Raw genomic sequence first — 18,358 nt, forward strand, 5'->3', positions numbered from 1 at the left:
ATGATTGAAGCACAAATAGCGTACCGAAAGGAGCATTGCAGTGTTGGAAACAACTAAACAGAATGCAGAAACCAAGCCCCTGAATTGGGGTTGGGTAGAAACGCGTGTTTGGACGGAGCGCATGTTGGCGGCACTGGCAAACGGTGTCCAAGGCGGCAAATGGTTTAGCTTGTATGACAAGATAAACCGACCGGAAGTGCTGGAAGCGGCCTACCAAAGGGTCAGTAAGAATAAAGGAGCGGCAGGAGTCGACAAGATTGGTATTGAACGATTCGAGTCGAACAAACACGGCTACCTGAACGAACTGCATACAGCCTTGAAAACAGGAAGCTAAGTTTAAAAGCAGTCTTTGTTAAAAAACCAAAATTATCAGTAGAACTGAGTTTTCATAGGTTTATACCGAAATGATCATTAGTAAGCGGCGATTGTATTGGCTTTACTACAGGTTAAAGTTATGGGCGCTTTGGCAGGAAGAATAGACTGGCAATCAATTTTCAGTATTTTTTTCAAAATAGTCGGATATATCCATGCTTTGGTGAGGAACGCCAATAATATCAATACTGTTTTCAGCTATAGTATAGAAAATTAGGTGTTTCCCTTCTGGGAAGCAATAGTATCCAGTTTTGATGTCATTTCGTTGTTTGCCTAGCTTTGGGTTTTGTGAAAGCCATGAAAATCGGACAAGTATCGAACGCAGGTAGGTATCCGCTTGATCTATACCCCATTCCCGAAAAGTATATTGCCAGATTTGCTCCAGATCGTTGGCTGCATATTGGCGAATCTTGTACGGCGTAGTCATTTGATATATTTTTTATGCATTGCGGCAATAAATTCCTCGCCGTCAAAATCACTTACAATTGGGCTATCTTCACCGGCTTGTAGGCGCATTCTTAATGCTTGTAATTTGGTATCATCCTCTTCAAGTTTCCTCAAGCCGGCACGAACAATTTCACTAACAGACTGAAAACGGCCTTCTTTGATTTTGTCAGAGACGAACCGATCAAAATGGTCGCCCAGTGTGACGGAGGTATTTCTAGGCATAACAGTGTCCTCATTTGGTGGTTGTATTAAATATTAATACATTTGATAAGGTGGCTGCAATGGTTTTAGGTTTCGTCGAAATAGAAGCGGTGTTGTCATGGATTTTCTAATTTGAGGCAAAACCCAAATTTATGCCAATTATCGTTACAACTTTTAGATATTAAAAAATAAGTATTTAAAAATCAAAAACTACAGTGAATTCAAATCCGGTCATCGTGCCAACTTAAGGAACCTCTGAAAAACTGACATTTTCAGCATCAGCCACTTGAAAAGTTGATCAAAGATTTGAATATTTGGCCATTTTTGTATAAAAACAGCCGGATTCGCTCCAAAATAAGCCCGTTTCTGGGCCTATTTTCAAATTTCAGACGCAATCAGGCGTCGACGTTCGTAAGCATCCCCGCGTATGACATTGGCAATCGCTGCCAGGAAGGTCAATCGGGCGGCGTTTGCGGCGGCTTCGGCAATATCGCTGACATGTCCAGAGGTGACTTTGAGGGTATGCACCAAGCCGGTTTCGTGATCAACACCGATATGAAATTTGCTGCCGAAAAACCATTGATTGCCCTTTTTACTGGCATGCATTTCCGGGTCACGCGTTTTGCTTTGATTTTTGGTCGAGGTCGGGGCGGCAATCAGGCTGGCATCGACGATGGTTCCCGCTTTTAAAAACAAACCACGCTCACCTAGTGTTTGATTGATAGCCATGAAGATTTGCTCGGTTAAGCCGTGTGCTTCGAGTAAATGCCGAAACTGCAAAATCGTGCTTTCATCGGGAATGTTTGCTAGGCGGATACCGCAAAATCGGCGCAGGGATTCAATCTCATACAGCGCATCTTCCAGGCCTGGATCGGAATAGTTGTAAACAATCTGCGCCACATGCGCACGCAGCATGGATTCCAGCGGAAAGGCTTTCTGACCGCGACCCTTGCCGAGCGCGTAATGCGGGGCAATCACCGCCATCATGGACTGCCAGGGTAATAATCCGTTGAGTTGATCGAGAAACTTTTCGCGACGGGTGACTTTGCCTTTATGGGCGTATTCGGCATCGGCAAAACTCAGCTGTTGGTAGTGATCCATGGGCGTTCTCTCGATAACAACTTTGATGGTTATATTATATCGCAGACGAGCAATTAATCAGAGGTTCCCTAAGCGTAGGAAACCGGTTTCCGGTAGTTTGGACATTCAGGTACTCCTTGATACAGATTAGTGTGATATTCGAGTTAACTAAAACTGTGCAATAAAAAAAATTCTTTTTTTCGGCTTTAGATGCCTAAATTCAGCCCCTTTTGAACTGTTAAAAACGCTAAAAATGTGTTACTGGAAACATCCACTCGATTTTTGATTGTTTTAAAACAAGATGCTTTCTCATGTACCTATTCTCCAATAAAGTTATTTACTACTGTGTTGCAGCAAATTTCGAATTTGCAATTTGCTGCAACATTGTTAAAAAAATCGAAAATAAATGAGTCCTCACTTCAAAAACTGTCTACAAACTGTATGCGACGCTACTGGATCGAATTGAAATAATTGTCCTGGAAATTTTTGATGACATGCTTGCAATAAATCGCTAATTTGCGATTTATTGCAAGATAGACAAAAATAATTTCAGGCAAATTAAGCTTGGCAACAGAGAATATTTTCTGGACTGGATTAAACTGAATAGAAATGCTTCAGAGACAGAGTATTGCCATCTAAATCCTAGAAGGATGTGGCTACCACTACTTGCTGGAACGAATGCAAAAGAACAAACCAGATTGGGCTTGATTTCATTGAAGAATTTGAAAAAATCCTTAGTCAGGTGGGTTATCCAGGCAAAATACGGGATAATCTAATGAAATATTTCAGGTTAGAGAAAGATCCGGTCAAATACTTTTACGGGCACTGGCTTCCTGAAATATACCTAAAACTCTGTGATTCGCTATAAAGGTTATTAAGGACTTTAATCTACCATGAACCAACAAAACCTAGCCCCCTTCATTTGGAACATAGCCGATTTGTTATTAGGGGCTTTCAAACCATCGGAATACGGTCGCATCATCCTGCCGTTTACCGTGTTGCGCCGGTTGGAATGCGTGTTGGAGCCGACTCGCAAGCAAGTACAACAACAATTTGCCGGGTTAAAAGGCTCACCGGTCGATCTGGATCTGGTATTGCCCAATACCGCTCTAGCCAGTTTCTACAATATTTCTGAATTCAGCCTAGCAACTGTCGGTTCAACCAGCACCCGTGCCAACCTGGAAGACTATATCGCCAAATTCTCCGGCAACGCCCGTCAGGTATTCGAGCATTTCGCCTTCGATCGCTGGCTGGAGAAACTGGAAAAAGCCAATCTTTTGTATCTGGTTACCCAGAAATTCGCCACCATCGACCTGCATCCAGATGTGATCAGCAACCACGAAATGGGACTGATCTTCGAACACCTGATCCGCAAATTCGCCGAATCTTCCAACGACGACGCCGGACAATACTTTACCCCGCGCGACGTGGTGCGGCTGGTCACCACGCTGGTGTTTGCCAGCGATCACGACGCACTGAATGGTGAAGGCGTGGTGCGCACCGTGTATGACTGCGCCGCCGGTACCGGCGGTTTTCTGTCTTCAGCCATCGAGCAAGTCTACGAATGGAATTCAAACGCCCGGCTGATCCCCTACGCCCAGGAACTCAATCCGGAGACTTACGCCATTTCCGTGGCCGATAAGCTGATCCAGGGCTATGACACCAAAAACATCAAGCTTGGTAACACCCTGTCCAACGACCTGCTGCCGCATGAGCAGTTCGATTATTGTCTGGCCAATCCGCCTTTCGGGGTGAAATGGGAGAACGTGCAAAAAGCCGTGCAGGACGAACACAAACAACTTGGCTTTGGCGGCCGTTTCGGCCCCGGTCTGCCGCGCGTCGGCGACGGTTCGCTGTTGTTTCTGCTGCATTTGCTGCACAAGCGCAAGCCGGTCGCCCAAGGCGGCAGCCGGATCGGCATCGTGCTGTCCGGCTCGCCGCTGTTCAACGGCGGCGCGGGCTCCGGCGAATCGGAAATCCGCCGCTGGATACTGGAAAACGACTTGCTGGAAGCCATTATCGCCCTGCCCAATGATTTGTTCTACAACACCGGCATCGGTACTTATGTGTGGATACTCAGCAACCACAAAACCGCCGAACGCAAAGGCAAAGTGCAGTTAATTGACGCCACCGCTATGCATTCGGCTATGCGCAAATCATTGGGCAGCAAGCGCAAATTACTGTCGGAAGCACAGATTGCCGACATCGCCCGCCTGCATGACGGCTTTGCCGATACCCCGACCAGTAAAATATTCAACACTACCGACTTCGGCTACCGCCGTATTACCGTGGAACGGCCATTACGCTTGCGCTTTACAGTCAACGCCGAAAATCTGGCTTTGTACCGCGCTACCAAGGGTGCGGAACAAAGCGAAGCTTTCGCCGCTTTATTGGAAAAAACCGAACATTTCGACGATTTGCCCGGTTTTTTAAAAGCCGCCAAGGTCAAAAAACTGGGCAAAGCCGGGCAAAAAGCCGTGTTGAGTTGTTTCGGCAACAAATGCCCCGAGGCGGAAATCGTCAGGGACACAGACGGCAAACCGCTGGCCGATCCGGATTTGCGTGAAAACGAAAATGTACCGCTCAATCAGGACATCCATACCTACTTCACCCGCGAAGTGCTGCCGCATGTGCCAGATGCCTGGATAGACGACGGCAAGCGTGACGACAAAGATGGCCAGATCGGCATAGTCGGTTACGAAATCAATTTTAACCGCTACTTCTACCAATACCAGCCGCCGCGCCAGCTGGCGGACATTGACGCCGATTTGAAAGCGGTGGAGGCTGAAATTGCCGCGTTATTGAATGAGGTGACTGCGTGAGAATGGTTATTGATCGTAGGAAATTAAAAACTTTCGACACTGTTGAGAGTTTTATCTTAGCCTTTATGCAAACTTAGCTACAAGGAGTCATATTGATGCAAGCCATAGAATTTGAAGCAACCGCTTATCAACATAGCATAAAAATACCGGAAACAGTTCCAGATGGCGTACCCATCAGGGTACTGCTGCTCATCGAAGACCGTCCGCCTGAATCTGTTTCGGATGTTAAGACGCTATTGGCGACTCTCACCGATGGTCTGACAGATGAGGACTTGATGCGTCCGCGCGATTCGGGCAGGGAACCAGTCGAATGGGATATTTAATCGACACCAATATTCTGTCCGAATTGCAGAAAGGCCAGAAAGCAAATCCGGGCGTTTTGCTCTGGTACAACAATACTAACAGTAATGAACTTTTCTTGTCGGTGCTGGTGGTTGGAGAGATTCGTCAAGGGATAGAGCGTCTTCGTCGTCGTGATCCTGAGCAAGCCACCCGGCTAGAAGCGCGTATGTCAGCAGTACAGGCAGCGATGACAGAGCGGTTGCTGCCAGTGTCCATAGCCATTGCCGAACGCTGGGGACGCAATAATGTACCAGATGCCCTGCCGATTATTGATGGTTTGCTTGCTGCAACAGCGCTTGAGCACGATCTGGTTTTGGTCACCCGTAATGTGAGAGATGTCGAGCGTAGCGGGGTTAGGCTCCTCAATCCTTTTTCTACACCCTCCTCAGCATGAGCCATTATCGGCCTTATCCTGTGTATAAGGATTCCGGGGTGGAATGGTTGGGGATGGTGCCGGAGCATTGGGAATTAAGGCGTTTAAAATTTAACTTTCGACTTATAAGCGAAAAAGCAGAACATCGTACACAAACCATTGCTTTGGAAAATATTGAAAGTTGGACAGGTCGTTATATTCAAACTGACACCGAGTTTGAAGGCGATGGCATAGCTTTTAAAATTGGTGACATTTTGTTTGGGAAATTGCGACCCTATCTAGCAAAGGTTTATTTAGCAAATTCATCTGGTGAAGCTGTAGGCGACGTCTTTGTCATTCGACCTGGTTCATTTGTGTATCCCGCTTTTGCACAGTATCAATTTTTATCCAACGAATTTATTAAAACAGTCGATGGTTCGACTTATGGTGCAAAAATGCCTAGGGTCAGTTGGGATTTTTTCTCTGATATGCCTCTTTGTACTCCTTCTGTAGAAGAACAAAAGGTAGTTGTCCAAAAGTTAGACAGCGAAACAGCCCGCATCGATGCATTGGTCAGCAAGAAAACCCGCTTTATCGAACTACTGCGCGAGAAGCGGCAGGCGCTGATTACTCAAGCCGTCACCAAGGGACTTGACCCGAATGTGAAGATGAAGGATTCCAGAGTGGAATGGCTGGGGGATGTGCCGGAGCATTGGCAAATCAAGCAAATTAAATATCTGGCAACACATATTGGTAGCGGCAAAACCCCATCGGGTGGGGCAGAAGTTTACCAAGACTCTGGGGTAATTTTTTTAAGGAGTCAAAACATTCACGACGATGGAATACGATTAGAAGATGTTGCTTACATTACCGAAGAGGTTGATCAAGATATGCGAGGGAGCCGTGTTTTTCAAGGCGATATATTGCTAAATATCACAGGGGCTTCAATTGGTCGAAGTTGCATGGTTGCAGATAACATAGGCCAAGCAAATGTGAATCAGCACGTATGTATTGTTCGCATCATTGACAAAGTGACAGCGGTTTGGGTGGCTGAGTATTTTCTGAGCACTGCTATAAAGGCGCAAATAGATTTTTCTCAAAATGGCGCTGGCCGCGAAGGGCTTAACTTTGAGCAAATTGGAAATATGGTAATTGCTTTACCACCAGTTCACGAAGAATTATCGATTTGTAAAATGCTTTCAACTAATCGAAATAGGCTTGACACCTTAATCTCCAAAACCGAACACAGCATAGAACTCCTCAAAGAACGCCGCAGCGCCCTAATTACCGCCGCCGTCACCGGCCAACTTGATTTACGGGAGGCGGTATGAACCAAGGCCGCAGCATCCGCTTGTTTCTAGTGGACGGTACGCCGCATGGCTTGCTGACCGCCGAAATCATGAACTGGACTGGGCATGTTTTGACTGGCCCGCGCAGCAAACTGGCCGAATTGATACAGCGCCCGGAATGCGGACGCACCGGCGTTTATTTTCTGGTTGGCCCCGATCCTGACAATAGCCTTCGCTCCTTAGTCTATATCGGCGAGTCCGACGATGTGGCCAGACGGCTAAAGGAACACAACCGGCCTGAAGAACAGGGCGGCAAGGATTTTTGGGAAAAAGCTTGTTTGGTGACCAGTAAAGATCAAAATCTCACCAAATCTCACGTTAAACATCTGGAAAGCCGTTTGATTGGCATTACCAAACAGCTTGGCTATTGCAAGGTGATCAATGGTACTGGACATGACTACGGTGGTTTGCCGGAATCCGATCTTGCCGATATGGCGTTTTTTCTGGAACAGATACGCACCGTGTTGCCGGTAGTGGGCTTTGATTTTCTGCGCGAACAGAATAAACCTTCTAGTTCGGCAACTACCGTCAGCAAACAACCCGTCAATCTGTCACCGCGATTTGTTACTCAAGTACCCAAGCATAACGAGCAAGCCATAGCCCAGGAAGTTGATGGCGTTTTCTTTGTGCTTAAAGGCTCTAAAGCCAGAGATGCTTGGAAGGGTCTGGAAGAAGGCGGCTACCGACCATTATTCAATCAACTTTTGGCGGATGCTGTGTTGCAGCCTGATGGCAATGGCCTGATGGTGTTTACCGACGATCAGGCATTTTCCAGCCCTAGCGCCGCTGCTGCGGTAATTTCGGGGCGAAGCGCTAATGGTCGAAAGGTGTGGATAGTGGAAAACACCGCGCAAAGCTATGCCGAATGGCAGAATCAGCAGTTGAGCCAACTGGGCGATGAGCAACCAGTCAATAATACAAATGCCATTGTCACTAATTTAGAAGTGACAGACGATTAATCACTGATAGCGCATAGAACACTTAGCAAAGGAAGTCATGAGCCAAATCCATCACGAATGCGAACTGGAACGCCACATAGTCGAACAACTGGCAGAAGCCGGCTGGCTGGTCGGCAAATCCAGTGGCTATGACCAAGCCCGTGCGCTGTTTCCGGCAGATGTGATCGGCTGGCTGCAAGAAAGCCAACCCCAAGCCTGGGCTAAACTCTCCAGCCTGAATGGCGCCGGAACCGAGACCGCGGTACTGGATAGATTGGTGAAAACCCTGTCCAGTAAGGACGGCGGCACGGTGCATGTATTGCGCGATGGTTTTGCCATGGCTGGCGGCGGCACCTTGGCTATGAGTCAGGCTTTGCCGGAGGATGATAGAAACCAGACCGTGTTGACACGTTATGCCGCCAACCGCTTGCGGGTAGTGCCGCAATTGCGCTATTCCCTGCACAAGGGCGACGAGATCGATCTGGCGTTTTTCATCAACGGCATACCGGTCGCCACCGTGGAGCTGAAAACAGATTTCACCCAGTCGGTACAGGCGGCGATGCAGCAATACCGCATGGACAGGCCGCCGAAAAACGAAAAAACCGGCCGCGCCGAACCTTTACTGACTTTTAAGCGGGGCGCGGTGGTGCATTTCGCCATGAGCGATAGCGACATTCGCATGACGACCAAACTGGCGGGCGACTCCACTTTCTTTCTGCCGTTTAATCGCGGTAACGACGGCGCGGCAGGTAATCCGCCCGGCGATAATGGCAGCTATCCGGTTAGCTACTTCTGGCGGCAAGTATTGCAAAAAGATAATTGGCTGCGGATATTCCAGCGTTTTGTGCTGCTGGAGCGCAAGGAAGAGCAGGATGCTCTGGGTAAAACCTATTTCAAGGAAAACCTGATCTTTCCGCGTTTTCATCAATGGGAAGGCGTGACGAAAATGGTGGATACGGTGCGCCTGGAAGGTACGGGCCAGCCTTATCTGATCCAACACAGCGCCGGTTCCGGCAAGACCAACACCATCGCCTGGATGGCGCATTCCTTGATTCGGGTGCGGCAAGCGGATGGCGAACCTTATTTTCATAGCGTGATCGTCGTCACCGACCGCGCCGTGCTGGATAAACAACTACAGGACGCCATCGCCCAGATTGAACATCAAACCGGTGTGGTCTGCGCGATAGACCGGCAAACCTCCAGCAAACCGAAAAGCCAGCAATTGGCAGAGGCCATGCTCAGCGGTACGCCGATTATTGTGGTGACCTTGCAGACTTTTCCGCACGCCCAAAAGCTTATTCTGGCCGAACAGAGTCTACGCGACAGGCGTTTCGCCATCATTATTGACGAGGCGCACAGCTCAACCGGCGGCACCACCGCGGATGACTTGCGCTATGTCCTGACCGGACAGAGCGAAGAAGAATGGGAAAAACTCAGCAAGGAGGAAAAACTGTCGGTGTGGCAGTCTTCCCGGCAACGGCCCGGCAATGCCAGCTATTTTGCCTTTACCGCAACACCTAAGCATTCCACGTTAAGTCTATTCGGAAGACCACTTAAACCGGAGCTGCCGCCTGCCAAAGACAATCCCCCGGTGCCGTTTCATCTGTACACCATGCAGCAGGCCATTGAGGAAGGTTTTATCCTGGATGTGCTGAAAAATTACACCACCTATGACGTGGCCTTGCGTATCGGTTCCGAATTTGCCAAGCAGTCGGATCAACGTGTCGATGAAAAAAGCGCGAAACGGGCGCTGGCCAAGTGGCTGTCACTGCATCCAACCAATGTGGCGCAGAAGGTGGAATTGATCGTGGAGCATTTTCGCAGCAATGTCGCCCACTTACTGGGCGGTCAGGCCAAAGCCATGGTGGTGACGTCTTCCAGAGCATCGGCGGTTAAATACCAATTGGCTCTGGAAAAATATTGTCAGAGTAAAGGCTATCAAAATATTCAGGCCATGGTGGCTTTTTCCAGCGAAATTTCGAACCAGGAAGTGTTGGACGGCCAGTATGCCGAAAAGCACCAGTTTAACGAAACCAATATGAATCCGGGTCTCAAGGGCCGGGACATGCGTAAGGCGTTTGCGACGCAGGAATATCAGGTGATGATCGTCGCCAATAAATTCCAGACCGGATTTGATCAGCCGAAACTGGTCGCCATGTATCTGGATAAGAAAATTTCCGGTGTGGAAGCGGTGCAAACCCTGTCTCGTCTGAACCGGACCTATCCAGGCAAGGATAAGACCTTTGTGCTGGATTTTGCCAATAAAGCTGAAGAAATCCTGGCGGCGTTCAGAACCTTTTACCGCGATGCCCAGGTTGCCGATGTGCAGGACCCGAATATCGTTTACGACATCAAACAGCGTCTGGATGGCATGTATCTTTATGAAGCCAAGGAAGTGGAGGCATTTGGCGAGGCCGTTGTCAGTCAATACGTTACCCACCAGAAGCTGTATTCCTTAACCCAACCGGCCACCGACCGCTTTAACGGAAAACTGAAAGCCCTGAATGACGCCATAGACCAGTGGGACGAAGCCTGGCGCATCGCCAAAGACGCCGGTGATGAAAAAGCCATGGAAGATGCCGATATTCAGCGCTCGGAACAGACCAAGGCCCGCGATGCACTGATGATCTTTAGCGAGAGCCTATCCAAGTTTGTCCGCACCTACGAATATGTGGCGCAACTGGTCGACTTTGCCGATCCGGAGCTGGAAGCGTTTGCCTGTTACGCCCGTCTATTACGCAAACGCTTGAAAGGCATTGCCCCTGAACAAGTTGACTTGGGCGATTTGACGCTGACGCACTATAAAACCACCAAAGGCGGAACACTGACAGGTGTCGGCATAGGAGAGGAACAACCGGAACTCTATGGTATTACCGACAATGGTTTGCGCGATGCTCGCGACCGTGAAAAGAAATATCTGTCGGAACTGATAGAAAAACTCAATGACGCTTTCGGCAAAGACATCGGCGACAAGGACAAAGTAGCCTTTGCGGTACATGTCTCTGAAAAGCTGCGCGACGACGCCATCGTCATGGCCCAGGTACAAAACAATAGCCGCGATCAGGCCATGAAAGCCAATCTGCCCGCAGCCACCGTAGCCGCTATAGTCGCTGCCATGAACACCCACCAAAGCCTAGCAACCAAGCTGTTAAGCGATGAAGTGACGCGCGACCTGTTTCTTGCCGTGGTTTATGAAATGCTGAAGAAGGATGTGAGTGGGGATTTAGTGGCTGCGGCGAGAGGTCTATAGATTATTGTTTGCTAATGCCTATGTTTTTTATGTTACGACTGGTTGATTTTTCGGGTGGGGACATTTCGATTAAACCTGCCTCTAACGCATTGCTGAGTTAGCCTAGGCGGAGATTAGCTTGGCTCTCCGAACACATCCCTATTTTTATCACCTTACATCACTCGCAATAGCGGGCCAACTTGAGGGGTGACTTGGTGGGCGCCTTGAGGGGTAACTTGAGGGGTAACTTGAGGGGTAACTTGGAGGGTACTTCGGATTCAGCATCGGGCTGCCCACCCCCTCATGATGTGCAACGATTACTGCTAAGGAACCTCTGAAAAACTGACATTTTCAGCATCAGCCACTTGAAAAGTTGATCAAAGATTTGAATATTTGGCCATTTTTGTATAAAAACAGCCGGATTTACTCCAAAATAAGCCCGTTTCTGGGCCTATTTTCAAATTTCAGACGCAATCAGGCGTCGACGTTCGTAAGCATCCCCGCGTATGACATTGGCAATCGCTGCCAGGAAGGTCAATCGGGCAGCGTTTTTGGCTAAACCGCGATAGCGATTTTTGGCGTAGCCAAAGCGGATTTTAATATCCCGAAATACGTGTTCGACCTTGGCTCGGCGGCTGGCCAGTTCGCGAGCTGCCTTGCGCATGAGTTGGGCCTCATCGCTATCGTCTTGCGTTAACTTGGCCAGTTTGCCCGGACGCATCGCAATCACACAGGTCGGCGGGTTTTCGCTTGGCATCTCGGGGCGTTTATCCAACCCTTGATAACCCGCATCGCCGTGTACAAACTGCTCTTCGCCATGCAGCAAGGCGGCGGCTTCGGCAATATCGCTGACATGTCCAGAGGTGACTTTGAGGGTATGCACCAAGCCGGTTTCGTGATCAACACCGATATGAAATTTGCTGCCGAAAAACCATTGATTGCCCTTTTTACTGGCATGCATTTCCGGGTCACGCGTTTTGCTTTGATTTTTGGTCGAGGTCGGGGCGGCAATCAGGCTGGCATCGACGATGGTTCCCGCTTTTAAAAACAAACCACGCTCACCTAGTGTTTGATTGATAGCCATGAAGATTTGCTCGGTTAAGCCGTGTGCTTCGAGTAAATGCCGAAACTGCAAAATCGTGCTTTCATCGGGAATGTTTGCTAGGCGGATACCGCAAAATCGGCGCAGGGATTCAATCTCATACAGCGCATCTTCCATGCCTGGATCGGAATAGTTGTAAACAATCTGCGCCACATGCGCACGCAGCATGGATTCCAGCGGAAAGGCTTTCCGACCGCGACCCTTGCCGAGCGCGTAATGCGGGGCAATCACCGCCATCATGGACTGCCAGGGTAATAATCCGTTGAGTTGATCGAGAAACTTTTCGCGACGGGTGACTTTGCCTTTATGGGCGTATTCGGCATCGGCAAAACTCAGCTGTTGGTAGTGATCCATGGGCGTTCTCTCGATAACAACTTTGATGGTTATATTATATCGCAGACGAGCAATTAATCAGAGGTTCCTAAAGTGCTTTACAATTAGCACTGAATTATTTGGACTCGCCATATGTCGATAACAGAGAGCCAGGTCGAGCAAAGCTTAATCGCTAAATTAACCGATCTTAAATATACACATCGCCACGACATTCGCGACCGCGATGCGCTTGAGCAAAACTTCCGTCAAAAATTTGAGGCGTTAAACCGCGTTCACCTAACTGACGCGGAATTTGCCCGCTTGCGCGACGAAATTGTCACCACCGACGTGTTCACTGCTGCAAAGAAACTTCGCGAGCGTAATACGTTCATACGTGAGGACGGCACACCGCTGCAATATACATTAGTCAATATTAAAGACTGGTGTAAGAACGACTTCGAAGTTGTCAACCAACTGCGTATTAATACCGATAACAGCCATCATCGCTACGACGTAATTTTGCTGATCAACGGCGTACCTGTAGTGCAGATCAAGCTGAAAACCCTTCAAGTCAGCCCGCGCCGTGCTATGGAGCAAATCGTCGAGTACAAAAACGACTCAGGCAATGGCTACACCCATACGCTGCTGTGCTTTATGCAGTTGTTCATTGTCAGCAATGGAAGCGACACCCGCTATTTTGCCAATAATCACCACCAGCACTTTAGCTTCAACGCCGACGAGCGATTTTTACCGCCGCTGAAAATCTTGGAAGCGGAACGTAAGTGGAGCGAAGATTTTTAGTCCCCGATAGGCGTAGCGCCGGGCGGGTTTTCGAAGCGAAGCGGAGAAAACCTGCAAGGCATCGCGAAACGCCGTCAAGTCACTTGGAGCCGAAGTTCCGATCCCCTTGTTGGGTCGGAACGAGGTGAGGAGGACGAATCGGGGCCGCCGGAGGCATTAGCGGTCGCGTAATTTTTGCCGCTTGTTGGGGCTGGGATGCCCCTAAACAAGCTTTCGCAAAAATAGCGACTCACTGATCTATCAATTGGCAGATGAAAACAACAACAAAATCGCCCATTTATATGAGTTTGCCGATAAGTTTTTAGCAAAATGCACGCTGGGGCAAATGATTAGCCGCTATATGGTGTTGGTCGCTAGCGAGCAAAAGCTGATGATCATGCGCCCATATTCGCATTTCGAGCCACAAGAGATGATGGAAGAAAACAAACAACATTTTAAAAACATTTTGACCAAGTTCATGGCTGATTATGAGTTCAACCCCACGTTATTCCCGGAAATCACTGAAGAGACATCGGTATGACCGAACAAGAACTCAATCTACAGATCAAAATCCTATGGGGCATCGCCGATCAACTGCGCGAAGCGATGAATGCCGAAGCTGTGATAAACAAGGCGATTGCTAATTGTGACGCACTGCGTCACAAATTGAGCTTGAACAGTGACCTAAATTTTCAGAAGGTATAAATCAATGGAAGCAATTCGTGAAATTCAAACGGTAAAAAACGGCGAAGTCCAACTTCAATTGCCTAAACAATTCTGGGGGCAAGAAGTTGAAATTATTGTGCTTGCTATGCGGCCAGCCGCTACGCCGTCTATGGGTAAAAAAAGCTTACGTGGCATTTTGAAACACTATGCCAATCCGGCGTTGATGGAAAAGGAGCAATCGGCTTGGTTTGATTCAGTAGGGGAAAGCGATGAGCTTGGTTGATGCCAATATCGTCTTGCGTTATTTGCTTGACGATCATGCCGAATTATCGGCGAAAGCAGCGGCAATTCTGGAACAACAAACGGTAACCTTGCCTATCGAAGCGGCTTGCGAAGTGGTATACGTATTGCAAAAAGTCTATGCCGTGAATCGAGAAGAGATTCGGCAACTGCTAACCTGCTGCACGAAGCACTGGTGAGCATGGAAAAACCCGAAGTATTTTTTAAAGCACTTGAATACTTTGGCAACACTTCGCTCGATTTTGTGGATATCTTACTCTGCGCTTACCACACGGTAGAAGGACAGGAAGTATTCTCTTTCGACCAAAAGCTCATTCAGTTTATGCAACGAGCCAATCAACCATCAGCCCCAATATGATAGAACAAGAACTTAATCAACTGGGTAAAACGCAGTGGGACATCGCAGACCAACTGCGCGGGGCGATGAATGCCGACGATTTCCGCGACTATATGCTGTCATTTCTATTCTTGCGTTATCTCTCTGATAATTATGAATCTGCGGCGAAAAAAGAACTTGGTTCTGATTATCCTGATGTACTGCCAGATGTGATGCGAACCTTAGGCGCAACATCATTACTCCAAATTTGGTATGAGGACAACAAAGATGATGTGGCTGATTTTGAGACGCAAATGCGCCGCAAAGTGCATTAACCACGGAGACAGTAAATGGAGCAATCATGCCTTTTTGGCCCCAGTTTTCTCGAAAAATTTGTCGGGAAACATATTCTTTACGATCCTAAAGTAGCAATTTTGGAATTAATTGCTAATGCTTGGGATGCTGGTGCGACACAGAATGGCTGGTATCAATTTCCGTTTCGGATTGTTCAAGGATAAAATGTTCCATGGCTCACTCAATGGGTGAAATTATATTGAGCCTATTTTATCAAATTATGCCTTTTAAATCATTCGGATAGAGGGATTCTTGTGATTTAAAGTCACGGATTCAGGTATATCGCAGACGAGCAATTAATCAGAGGTTCCTGAACCAAATTATATTCGTGTCGGAATTTCAATATACCATTACCAATCGAAAAGAATTTAAACCATGAAGGAATCATAACCGAAGCGGATACTTGTCGTGAATTTGTTACGCCTAGACTTATTCAAGTTGGCTGATCCATTTCTCCTCATTCCATTGGAGAGCAGCGATCCTTTACGAATGGCCGAATTTTTGTAACGGGCGGCAAAGTCCGTCGAGGCCAACAAAAACGTGCAGATTATTTACTCTATTACCGCCGTGACTTCCCGTTAGCTGTTGTCGAAGTCAAAAGCATTGCCTTTCCAGCAGAAACCGGGGTCCAGCAGGCTCGCGAGTATGCAGAAATTCTTGGTCTAAAATTCGCCTATGCCACCAATGGTCGGCAGATTATCGAAATCGATTACACTACGGGGACAGAACGGGTAATTAACCAATACCCCAGCCCCGATGAACTCTGGCAGCGGTTAACGGCTTCCGCTTCTTTATCTGAAACCGCCAGCAACCACTTGCTGGAGCCGTTTAATTTGGTGTCCGGCAAAATTCCCCGTTACTATCAGGTCATAGCCATCAACCTGATTATTGAATCGATTTTGCTCGGACAAAAACGCATTCTGGCGACCATGGCTACTGGTACTGGCAAAACCTGTGTCGCTTTTCAACTGTGTTGGAAATTGTGGAATAGTCGTTGGACAAATTCGTCTGGAACAAATTTGGACGCATATAATTCGCCCGCAGGGTCCGCGCCAGGGATGGTGCGGATCAGTCGGACAGGCGAATATCGACGACCAAAAATTTTGTTCTTGGCTGATCGCAATATTCTGGTCGACGATCCAATGGCCAAAATGTTTGCGCCGTTTGGCGATGCTCGCTACAAGATTTCCAGCAGTGATGTGAGTCAAGGTCGGGAAATGTATTTCGGCATCTATCAAGCCCTCACGAACGCATCCAGTGACGTATTTCGCCAATATCGACCAGATTTTTTTGATTTAATCATCATCGACGAATGTCGCCGTGGCTCAAGCCGCAACGATACCATCGTCCGCTTGCCGCAAGGCGTCTTTGCACCGTACACCGATATTCCGGCCAATTTGCTGTTTTTCCAGCGAGGCGGCCCAACCGAAACCATTTGGTATTACGAACAACCGTTACCCGAAGGCCGCAAGAAATACAGCAAAACAGCCCCATTGCAGTTCGAGGAACTGGAGCCGGCTTTAAACTGGTGGCAGAATCGTGAAGGAAATCCGCAAGCTTGGAAGGTAGATTTTGCAGGCAAACGCGCTATTGCGCTTGCTGCAGCCGAACCATATTGGCAACGTGCCGAGAGCGAACGAGCGGCAGCGCTGGCCGTGGGTAAACAAATGCGTGAATTGGAACAAGCCTTAGCCGCCGCCAGCAATAGCGACAAAGCCGCGTTGCAAACTCAGCTTCGCGACTTGAAAGCCCGGCAACAAGCTCACGATGCGGCTGCCAAATCGGCGCAAAGTGAAGGCGATGCACTGTACTGGCCAATTTACAATCTCGACCTAAAAAATCCCCACGCCAAAGAAGGACTTGAGCATGCCGACCCCAAAGACCTGATCGCCAGCATGCGTAGTCACGAATCAGAAGTCATGCGCCTGTTGGGCGAAATCGAGGCATTGGTGCATGAGGTAGAGCAATGACCGAGAAAATCGATTTACCCATTGCTTACGGCGACATCCATACCGACATTGTTACACTGCTCGAAAACGCCGCCGCACCGCCGCGCGTAGCGTTAATGCATTGATGACAGCCAGTTACTGGGAAATTGGCCGTCGCATCCTCGAATTTGAACAAGGCGGTGAAGAACGGGCCGGTTACAAACAACAATTGCTTAAACGACTATCGCATGATTTGACATCTAAATTCGGCCGTGGCTTTAGTGTCGACAATTTGGAGCTGATGCGTTTGTTCTACAGCACTTATCCGCCGGAGCGCATTTCCGAAACGCTGTCTCGGAAATTACCTGCAGCGGATACGGACAGAAAATCCGAGACAGTGTCTCGGATTTTGAGCCTCGATCAACTCGCCACGGCCTTTTCGTTGTCATGGTCGCATTATGTGCATTTAATGCGCAGCACCCGTTCGACCGAGGAGCGGGATTTTTACGAAGCCGAAGCCTTACGTTGCGGATGGAGTGTTCGCCAACTGAACCGTCAGATCAATAGTGCTTTTTATACCCGAGCGCTATTGTCAAAAAACAAAGTTGCCCTGTTGCATCAGGCCGAACAGACTGAACCCGGCGACCTTATGACACCCGAGGAAGCCATCAAGGATCCGTTCGTATTGGAATTCCTTAACCTGAAAGACCAATACTCGGAATCCGATCTCGAAGACGAACTGATCCAGCATTTGGCCGATTTTCTGCTGGAATTGGACGACGACTTTGCCTTTGTCGGTCGTCAGCGCCGCTTGCGGCTTGACGACACCTGGTTTCGCATCGATTTGCTGTTTTTCCATCGCCGTTTGAAATGTCTAGTAGTGATCGATCTCAAATTGGAGGCGCGGCGTTTGACCGGACCGAAAAGTGTGGGTGATATATGAGTCGGTGGCCCAAAGTCAAATTAGGCGAGGTTCTAAAACTTGATCTTCACAAAGAACCAATTGATGTTTCACAAACTTATGAAATGGTTGGTGTTCTTAGTTTTGGTCGAGGCTTATTCAAACGGGAAACCATAGAAAACGGGAATACAAGCTACAAACATTTCTTACGTCTGTCGGCAGAACATATAGTCATGAGCCAGTTATTCGGTTGGGAAGGCGCGTTAGCTCTCTGCTCCAACGCTTTTGCAGGCTGTTATGTTTCACCGCAATTTCCAACGTTTATTTGTGATCAATCGCGATTAAACCAAGAGTTTCTGGGCTGGGTCATGCGGCAACCTAGCTTTTGGGATGATCTTGGAAGCCGCGCCAAGGGCATGGGCGATAGCCAAGCTATTAATTGAACATGGTTTAGCCTTGCTACGCTGTTGGTAGACGGCACTAAAAAACCAGGGCGTAGGTACCGGGATGAAAAAGCTGTTAAACGGCGCCAAGGATTTTGAGAATTTCCCGGTGCCGGTACAGATA

At 48.3% G+C, this 18,358-nt stretch carries 21 protein-coding genes and 1 pseudogene; 18 read left to right on the forward strand and 4 right to left on the reverse strand.

The window, feature by feature from the left end; translation table 11 throughout:
- Positions 1-43 precede the first annotated feature (43 nt).
- Positions 44-334, forward strand: coding sequence for a hypothetical protein (locus KEF85_RS06020; protein ID WP_215584031.1), 291 nt, complete (start codon positions 44-46; stop codon positions 332-334).
- Between the two features lie 153 nt (positions 335-487).
- Here the strand turns inward: KEF85_RS06020 and KEF85_RS06025 are convergent, their stop codons facing one another.
- The 3 genes from KEF85_RS06025 to KEF85_RS06035 all read right to left on the reverse strand — a co-directional run bounded on the left by KEF85_RS06025 (position 488) and on the right by KEF85_RS06035 (position 2,121).
- Positions 488-799 (reverse strand): type II toxin-antitoxin system RelE/ParE family toxin, encoded by a 312-nt coding sequence (locus KEF85_RS06025; RefSeq protein WP_215584038.1) that lies wholly within the window; start codon positions 797-799, stop codon positions 488-490.
- Positions 796-1,041 carry a type II toxin-antitoxin system ParD family antitoxin gene (locus tag KEF85_RS06030; RefSeq protein ID WP_215584040.1) on the reverse strand — a complete coding sequence of 82 codons (246 nt, stop codon included), beginning with the start codon at positions 1,039-1,041 and terminating at the stop codon, positions 796-798. The genes KEF85_RS06025 and KEF85_RS06030 overlap by 4 nt, the downstream gene beginning before the upstream one ends.
- Positions 1,042-1,398: 357 nt before the next feature.
- The gene (locus KEF85_RS06035; protein ID WP_215584042.1) at positions 1,399-2,121 is read right to left on the reverse strand and encodes an IS5 family transposase; all 723 of its coding nucleotides are present in this window, start codon (positions 2,119-2,121) and stop codon (positions 1,399-1,401) included.
- An 872-nt stretch (positions 2,122-2,993) separates the two neighbouring features.
- Between KEF85_RS06035 and KEF85_RS06040 the strand changes: the two genes are divergently transcribed.
- From KEF85_RS06040 to KEF85_RS06065, 6 genes are all read left to right on the forward strand, one after another.
- Positions 2,994-4,922, forward strand: coding sequence for a type I restriction-modification system subunit M (locus tag KEF85_RS06040; protein ID WP_215584044.1), 1,929 nt, complete (start codon positions 2,994-2,996; stop codon positions 4,920-4,922).
- Between the two features lie 95 nt (positions 4,923-5,017).
- A complete protein-coding gene (locus KEF85_RS06045) occupies positions 5,018-5,245 on the forward strand; it encodes a hypothetical protein (protein ID WP_215584046.1) in 228 nt (75 codons plus the stop codon).
- The gene (locus KEF85_RS06050) at positions 5,233-5,658 is read left to right on the forward strand and encodes a type II toxin-antitoxin system VapC family toxin (protein WP_215584048.1); all 426 of its coding nucleotides are present in this window, start codon (positions 5,233-5,235) and stop codon (positions 5,656-5,658) included. The genes KEF85_RS06045 and KEF85_RS06050 overlap by 13 nt, the downstream gene beginning before the upstream one ends.
- Positions 5,655-6,947, forward strand: a complete 1,293-nt coding sequence (locus KEF85_RS06055; protein ID WP_215584050.1) for a restriction endonuclease subunit S — start codon at positions 5,655-5,657, stop codon at positions 6,945-6,947. The genes KEF85_RS06050 and KEF85_RS06055 overlap by 4 nt, the downstream gene beginning before the upstream one ends.
- Complete coding sequence (locus tag KEF85_RS06060; RefSeq protein WP_215584051.1) at positions 6,944-7,924, forward strand: GIY-YIG nuclease family protein; 981 nt, start codon at positions 6,944-6,946, stop codon at positions 7,922-7,924. Before KEF85_RS06055 ends, KEF85_RS06060 begins: the two co-directional genes overlap by 4 nt.
- Positions 7,925-7,961: 37 nt before the next feature.
- Entirely contained in the window at positions 7,962-11,153 is a 3,192-nt protein-coding gene (locus KEF85_RS06065) for a type I restriction endonuclease subunit R (RefSeq protein WP_215584053.1), read from the forward strand.
- A gap of 436 nt (positions 11,154-11,589) precedes the next feature.
- On the opposite strand, the gene KEF85_RS06070 is transcribed toward KEF85_RS06065, so the two are convergent.
- The gene (locus tag KEF85_RS06070) at positions 11,590-12,588 is read right to left on the reverse strand and encodes an IS5 family transposase (protein WP_215584055.1); all 999 of its coding nucleotides are present in this window, start codon (positions 12,586-12,588) and stop codon (positions 11,590-11,592) included.
- 111 nt (positions 12,589-12,699) lie between these two features.
- Between KEF85_RS06070 and KEF85_RS06075 the strand changes: the two genes are divergently transcribed.
- The 11 genes and pseudogenes from KEF85_RS06075 to KEF85_RS06130 all read left to right on the forward strand — a co-directional run bounded on the left by KEF85_RS06075 (position 12,700) and on the right by KEF85_RS06130 (position 18,234).
- On the forward strand, positions 12,700-13,347 hold the full coding sequence (locus tag KEF85_RS06075; protein WP_215584057.1) for a type I restriction endonuclease: 648 nt from the start codon (positions 12,700-12,702) through the stop codon (positions 13,345-13,347).
- A gap of 244 nt (positions 13,348-13,591) precedes the next feature.
- A complete protein-coding gene (locus KEF85_RS06080) occupies positions 13,592-13,867 on the forward strand; it encodes a hypothetical protein (RefSeq protein WP_215584059.1) in 276 nt (91 codons plus the stop codon).
- A complete protein-coding gene (locus KEF85_RS06085) occupies positions 13,864-14,031 on the forward strand; it encodes a hypothetical protein (RefSeq protein WP_215584060.1) in 168 nt (55 codons plus the stop codon). Before KEF85_RS06080 ends, KEF85_RS06085 begins: the two co-directional genes overlap by 4 nt.
- Positions 14,032-14,035: 4 nt before the next feature.
- Entirely contained in the window at positions 14,036-14,275 is a 240-nt protein-coding gene (locus KEF85_RS06090; protein WP_215584062.1) for a hypothetical protein, read from the forward strand.
- The gene (locus KEF85_RS06095; protein ID WP_215584064.1) at positions 14,262-14,471 is read left to right on the forward strand and encodes a PIN domain-containing protein; all 210 of its coding nucleotides are present in this window, start codon (positions 14,262-14,264) and stop codon (positions 14,469-14,471) included. Before KEF85_RS06090 ends, KEF85_RS06095 begins: the two co-directional genes overlap by 14 nt.
- Positions 14,472-14,473: 2 nt before the next feature.
- Positions 14,474-14,650, forward strand: a complete 177-nt coding sequence (locus tag KEF85_RS06100) for a hypothetical protein (protein WP_215584066.1) — start codon at positions 14,474-14,476, stop codon at positions 14,648-14,650.
- Positions 14,647-14,943 carry a type I restriction-modification system subunit M N-terminal domain-containing protein gene (locus tag KEF85_RS06105; RefSeq protein ID WP_215584068.1) on the forward strand — a complete coding sequence of 99 codons (297 nt, stop codon included), beginning with the start codon at positions 14,647-14,649 and terminating at the stop codon, positions 14,941-14,943. The genes KEF85_RS06100 and KEF85_RS06105 overlap by 4 nt, the downstream gene beginning before the upstream one ends.
- A 15-nt stretch (positions 14,944-14,958) precedes the next feature.
- The gene (locus KEF85_RS06110) at positions 14,959-15,126 is read left to right on the forward strand and encodes a hypothetical protein (RefSeq protein ID WP_215584070.1); all 168 of its coding nucleotides are present in this window, start codon (positions 14,959-14,961) and stop codon (positions 15,124-15,126) included.
- 222 nt (positions 15,127-15,348) lie between these two features.
- Positions 15,349-16,932, forward strand: a pseudogene (locus KEF85_RS16805) (DEAD/DEAH box helicase family protein).
- Positions 16,933-17,035: 103 nt separating this feature from the next.
- Entirely contained in the window at positions 17,036-17,833 is a 798-nt protein-coding gene (locus tag KEF85_RS06125; RefSeq protein ID WP_246535053.1) for a PDDEXK nuclease domain-containing protein, read from the forward strand.
- Positions 17,830-18,234 carry a hypothetical protein gene (locus KEF85_RS06130; RefSeq protein ID WP_215584072.1) on the forward strand — a complete coding sequence of 135 codons (405 nt, stop codon included), beginning with the start codon at positions 17,830-17,832 and terminating at the stop codon, positions 18,232-18,234. Before KEF85_RS06125 ends, KEF85_RS06130 begins: the two co-directional genes overlap by 4 nt.
- Positions 18,235-18,358: the final 124 nt, after the last annotated feature.

The organism is Methylomonas paludis (assembly GCF_018734325.1).
Classification (GTDB): domain Bacteria; phylum Pseudomonadota; class Gammaproteobacteria; order Methylococcales; family Methylomonadaceae; genus Methylomonas; species Methylomonas paludis.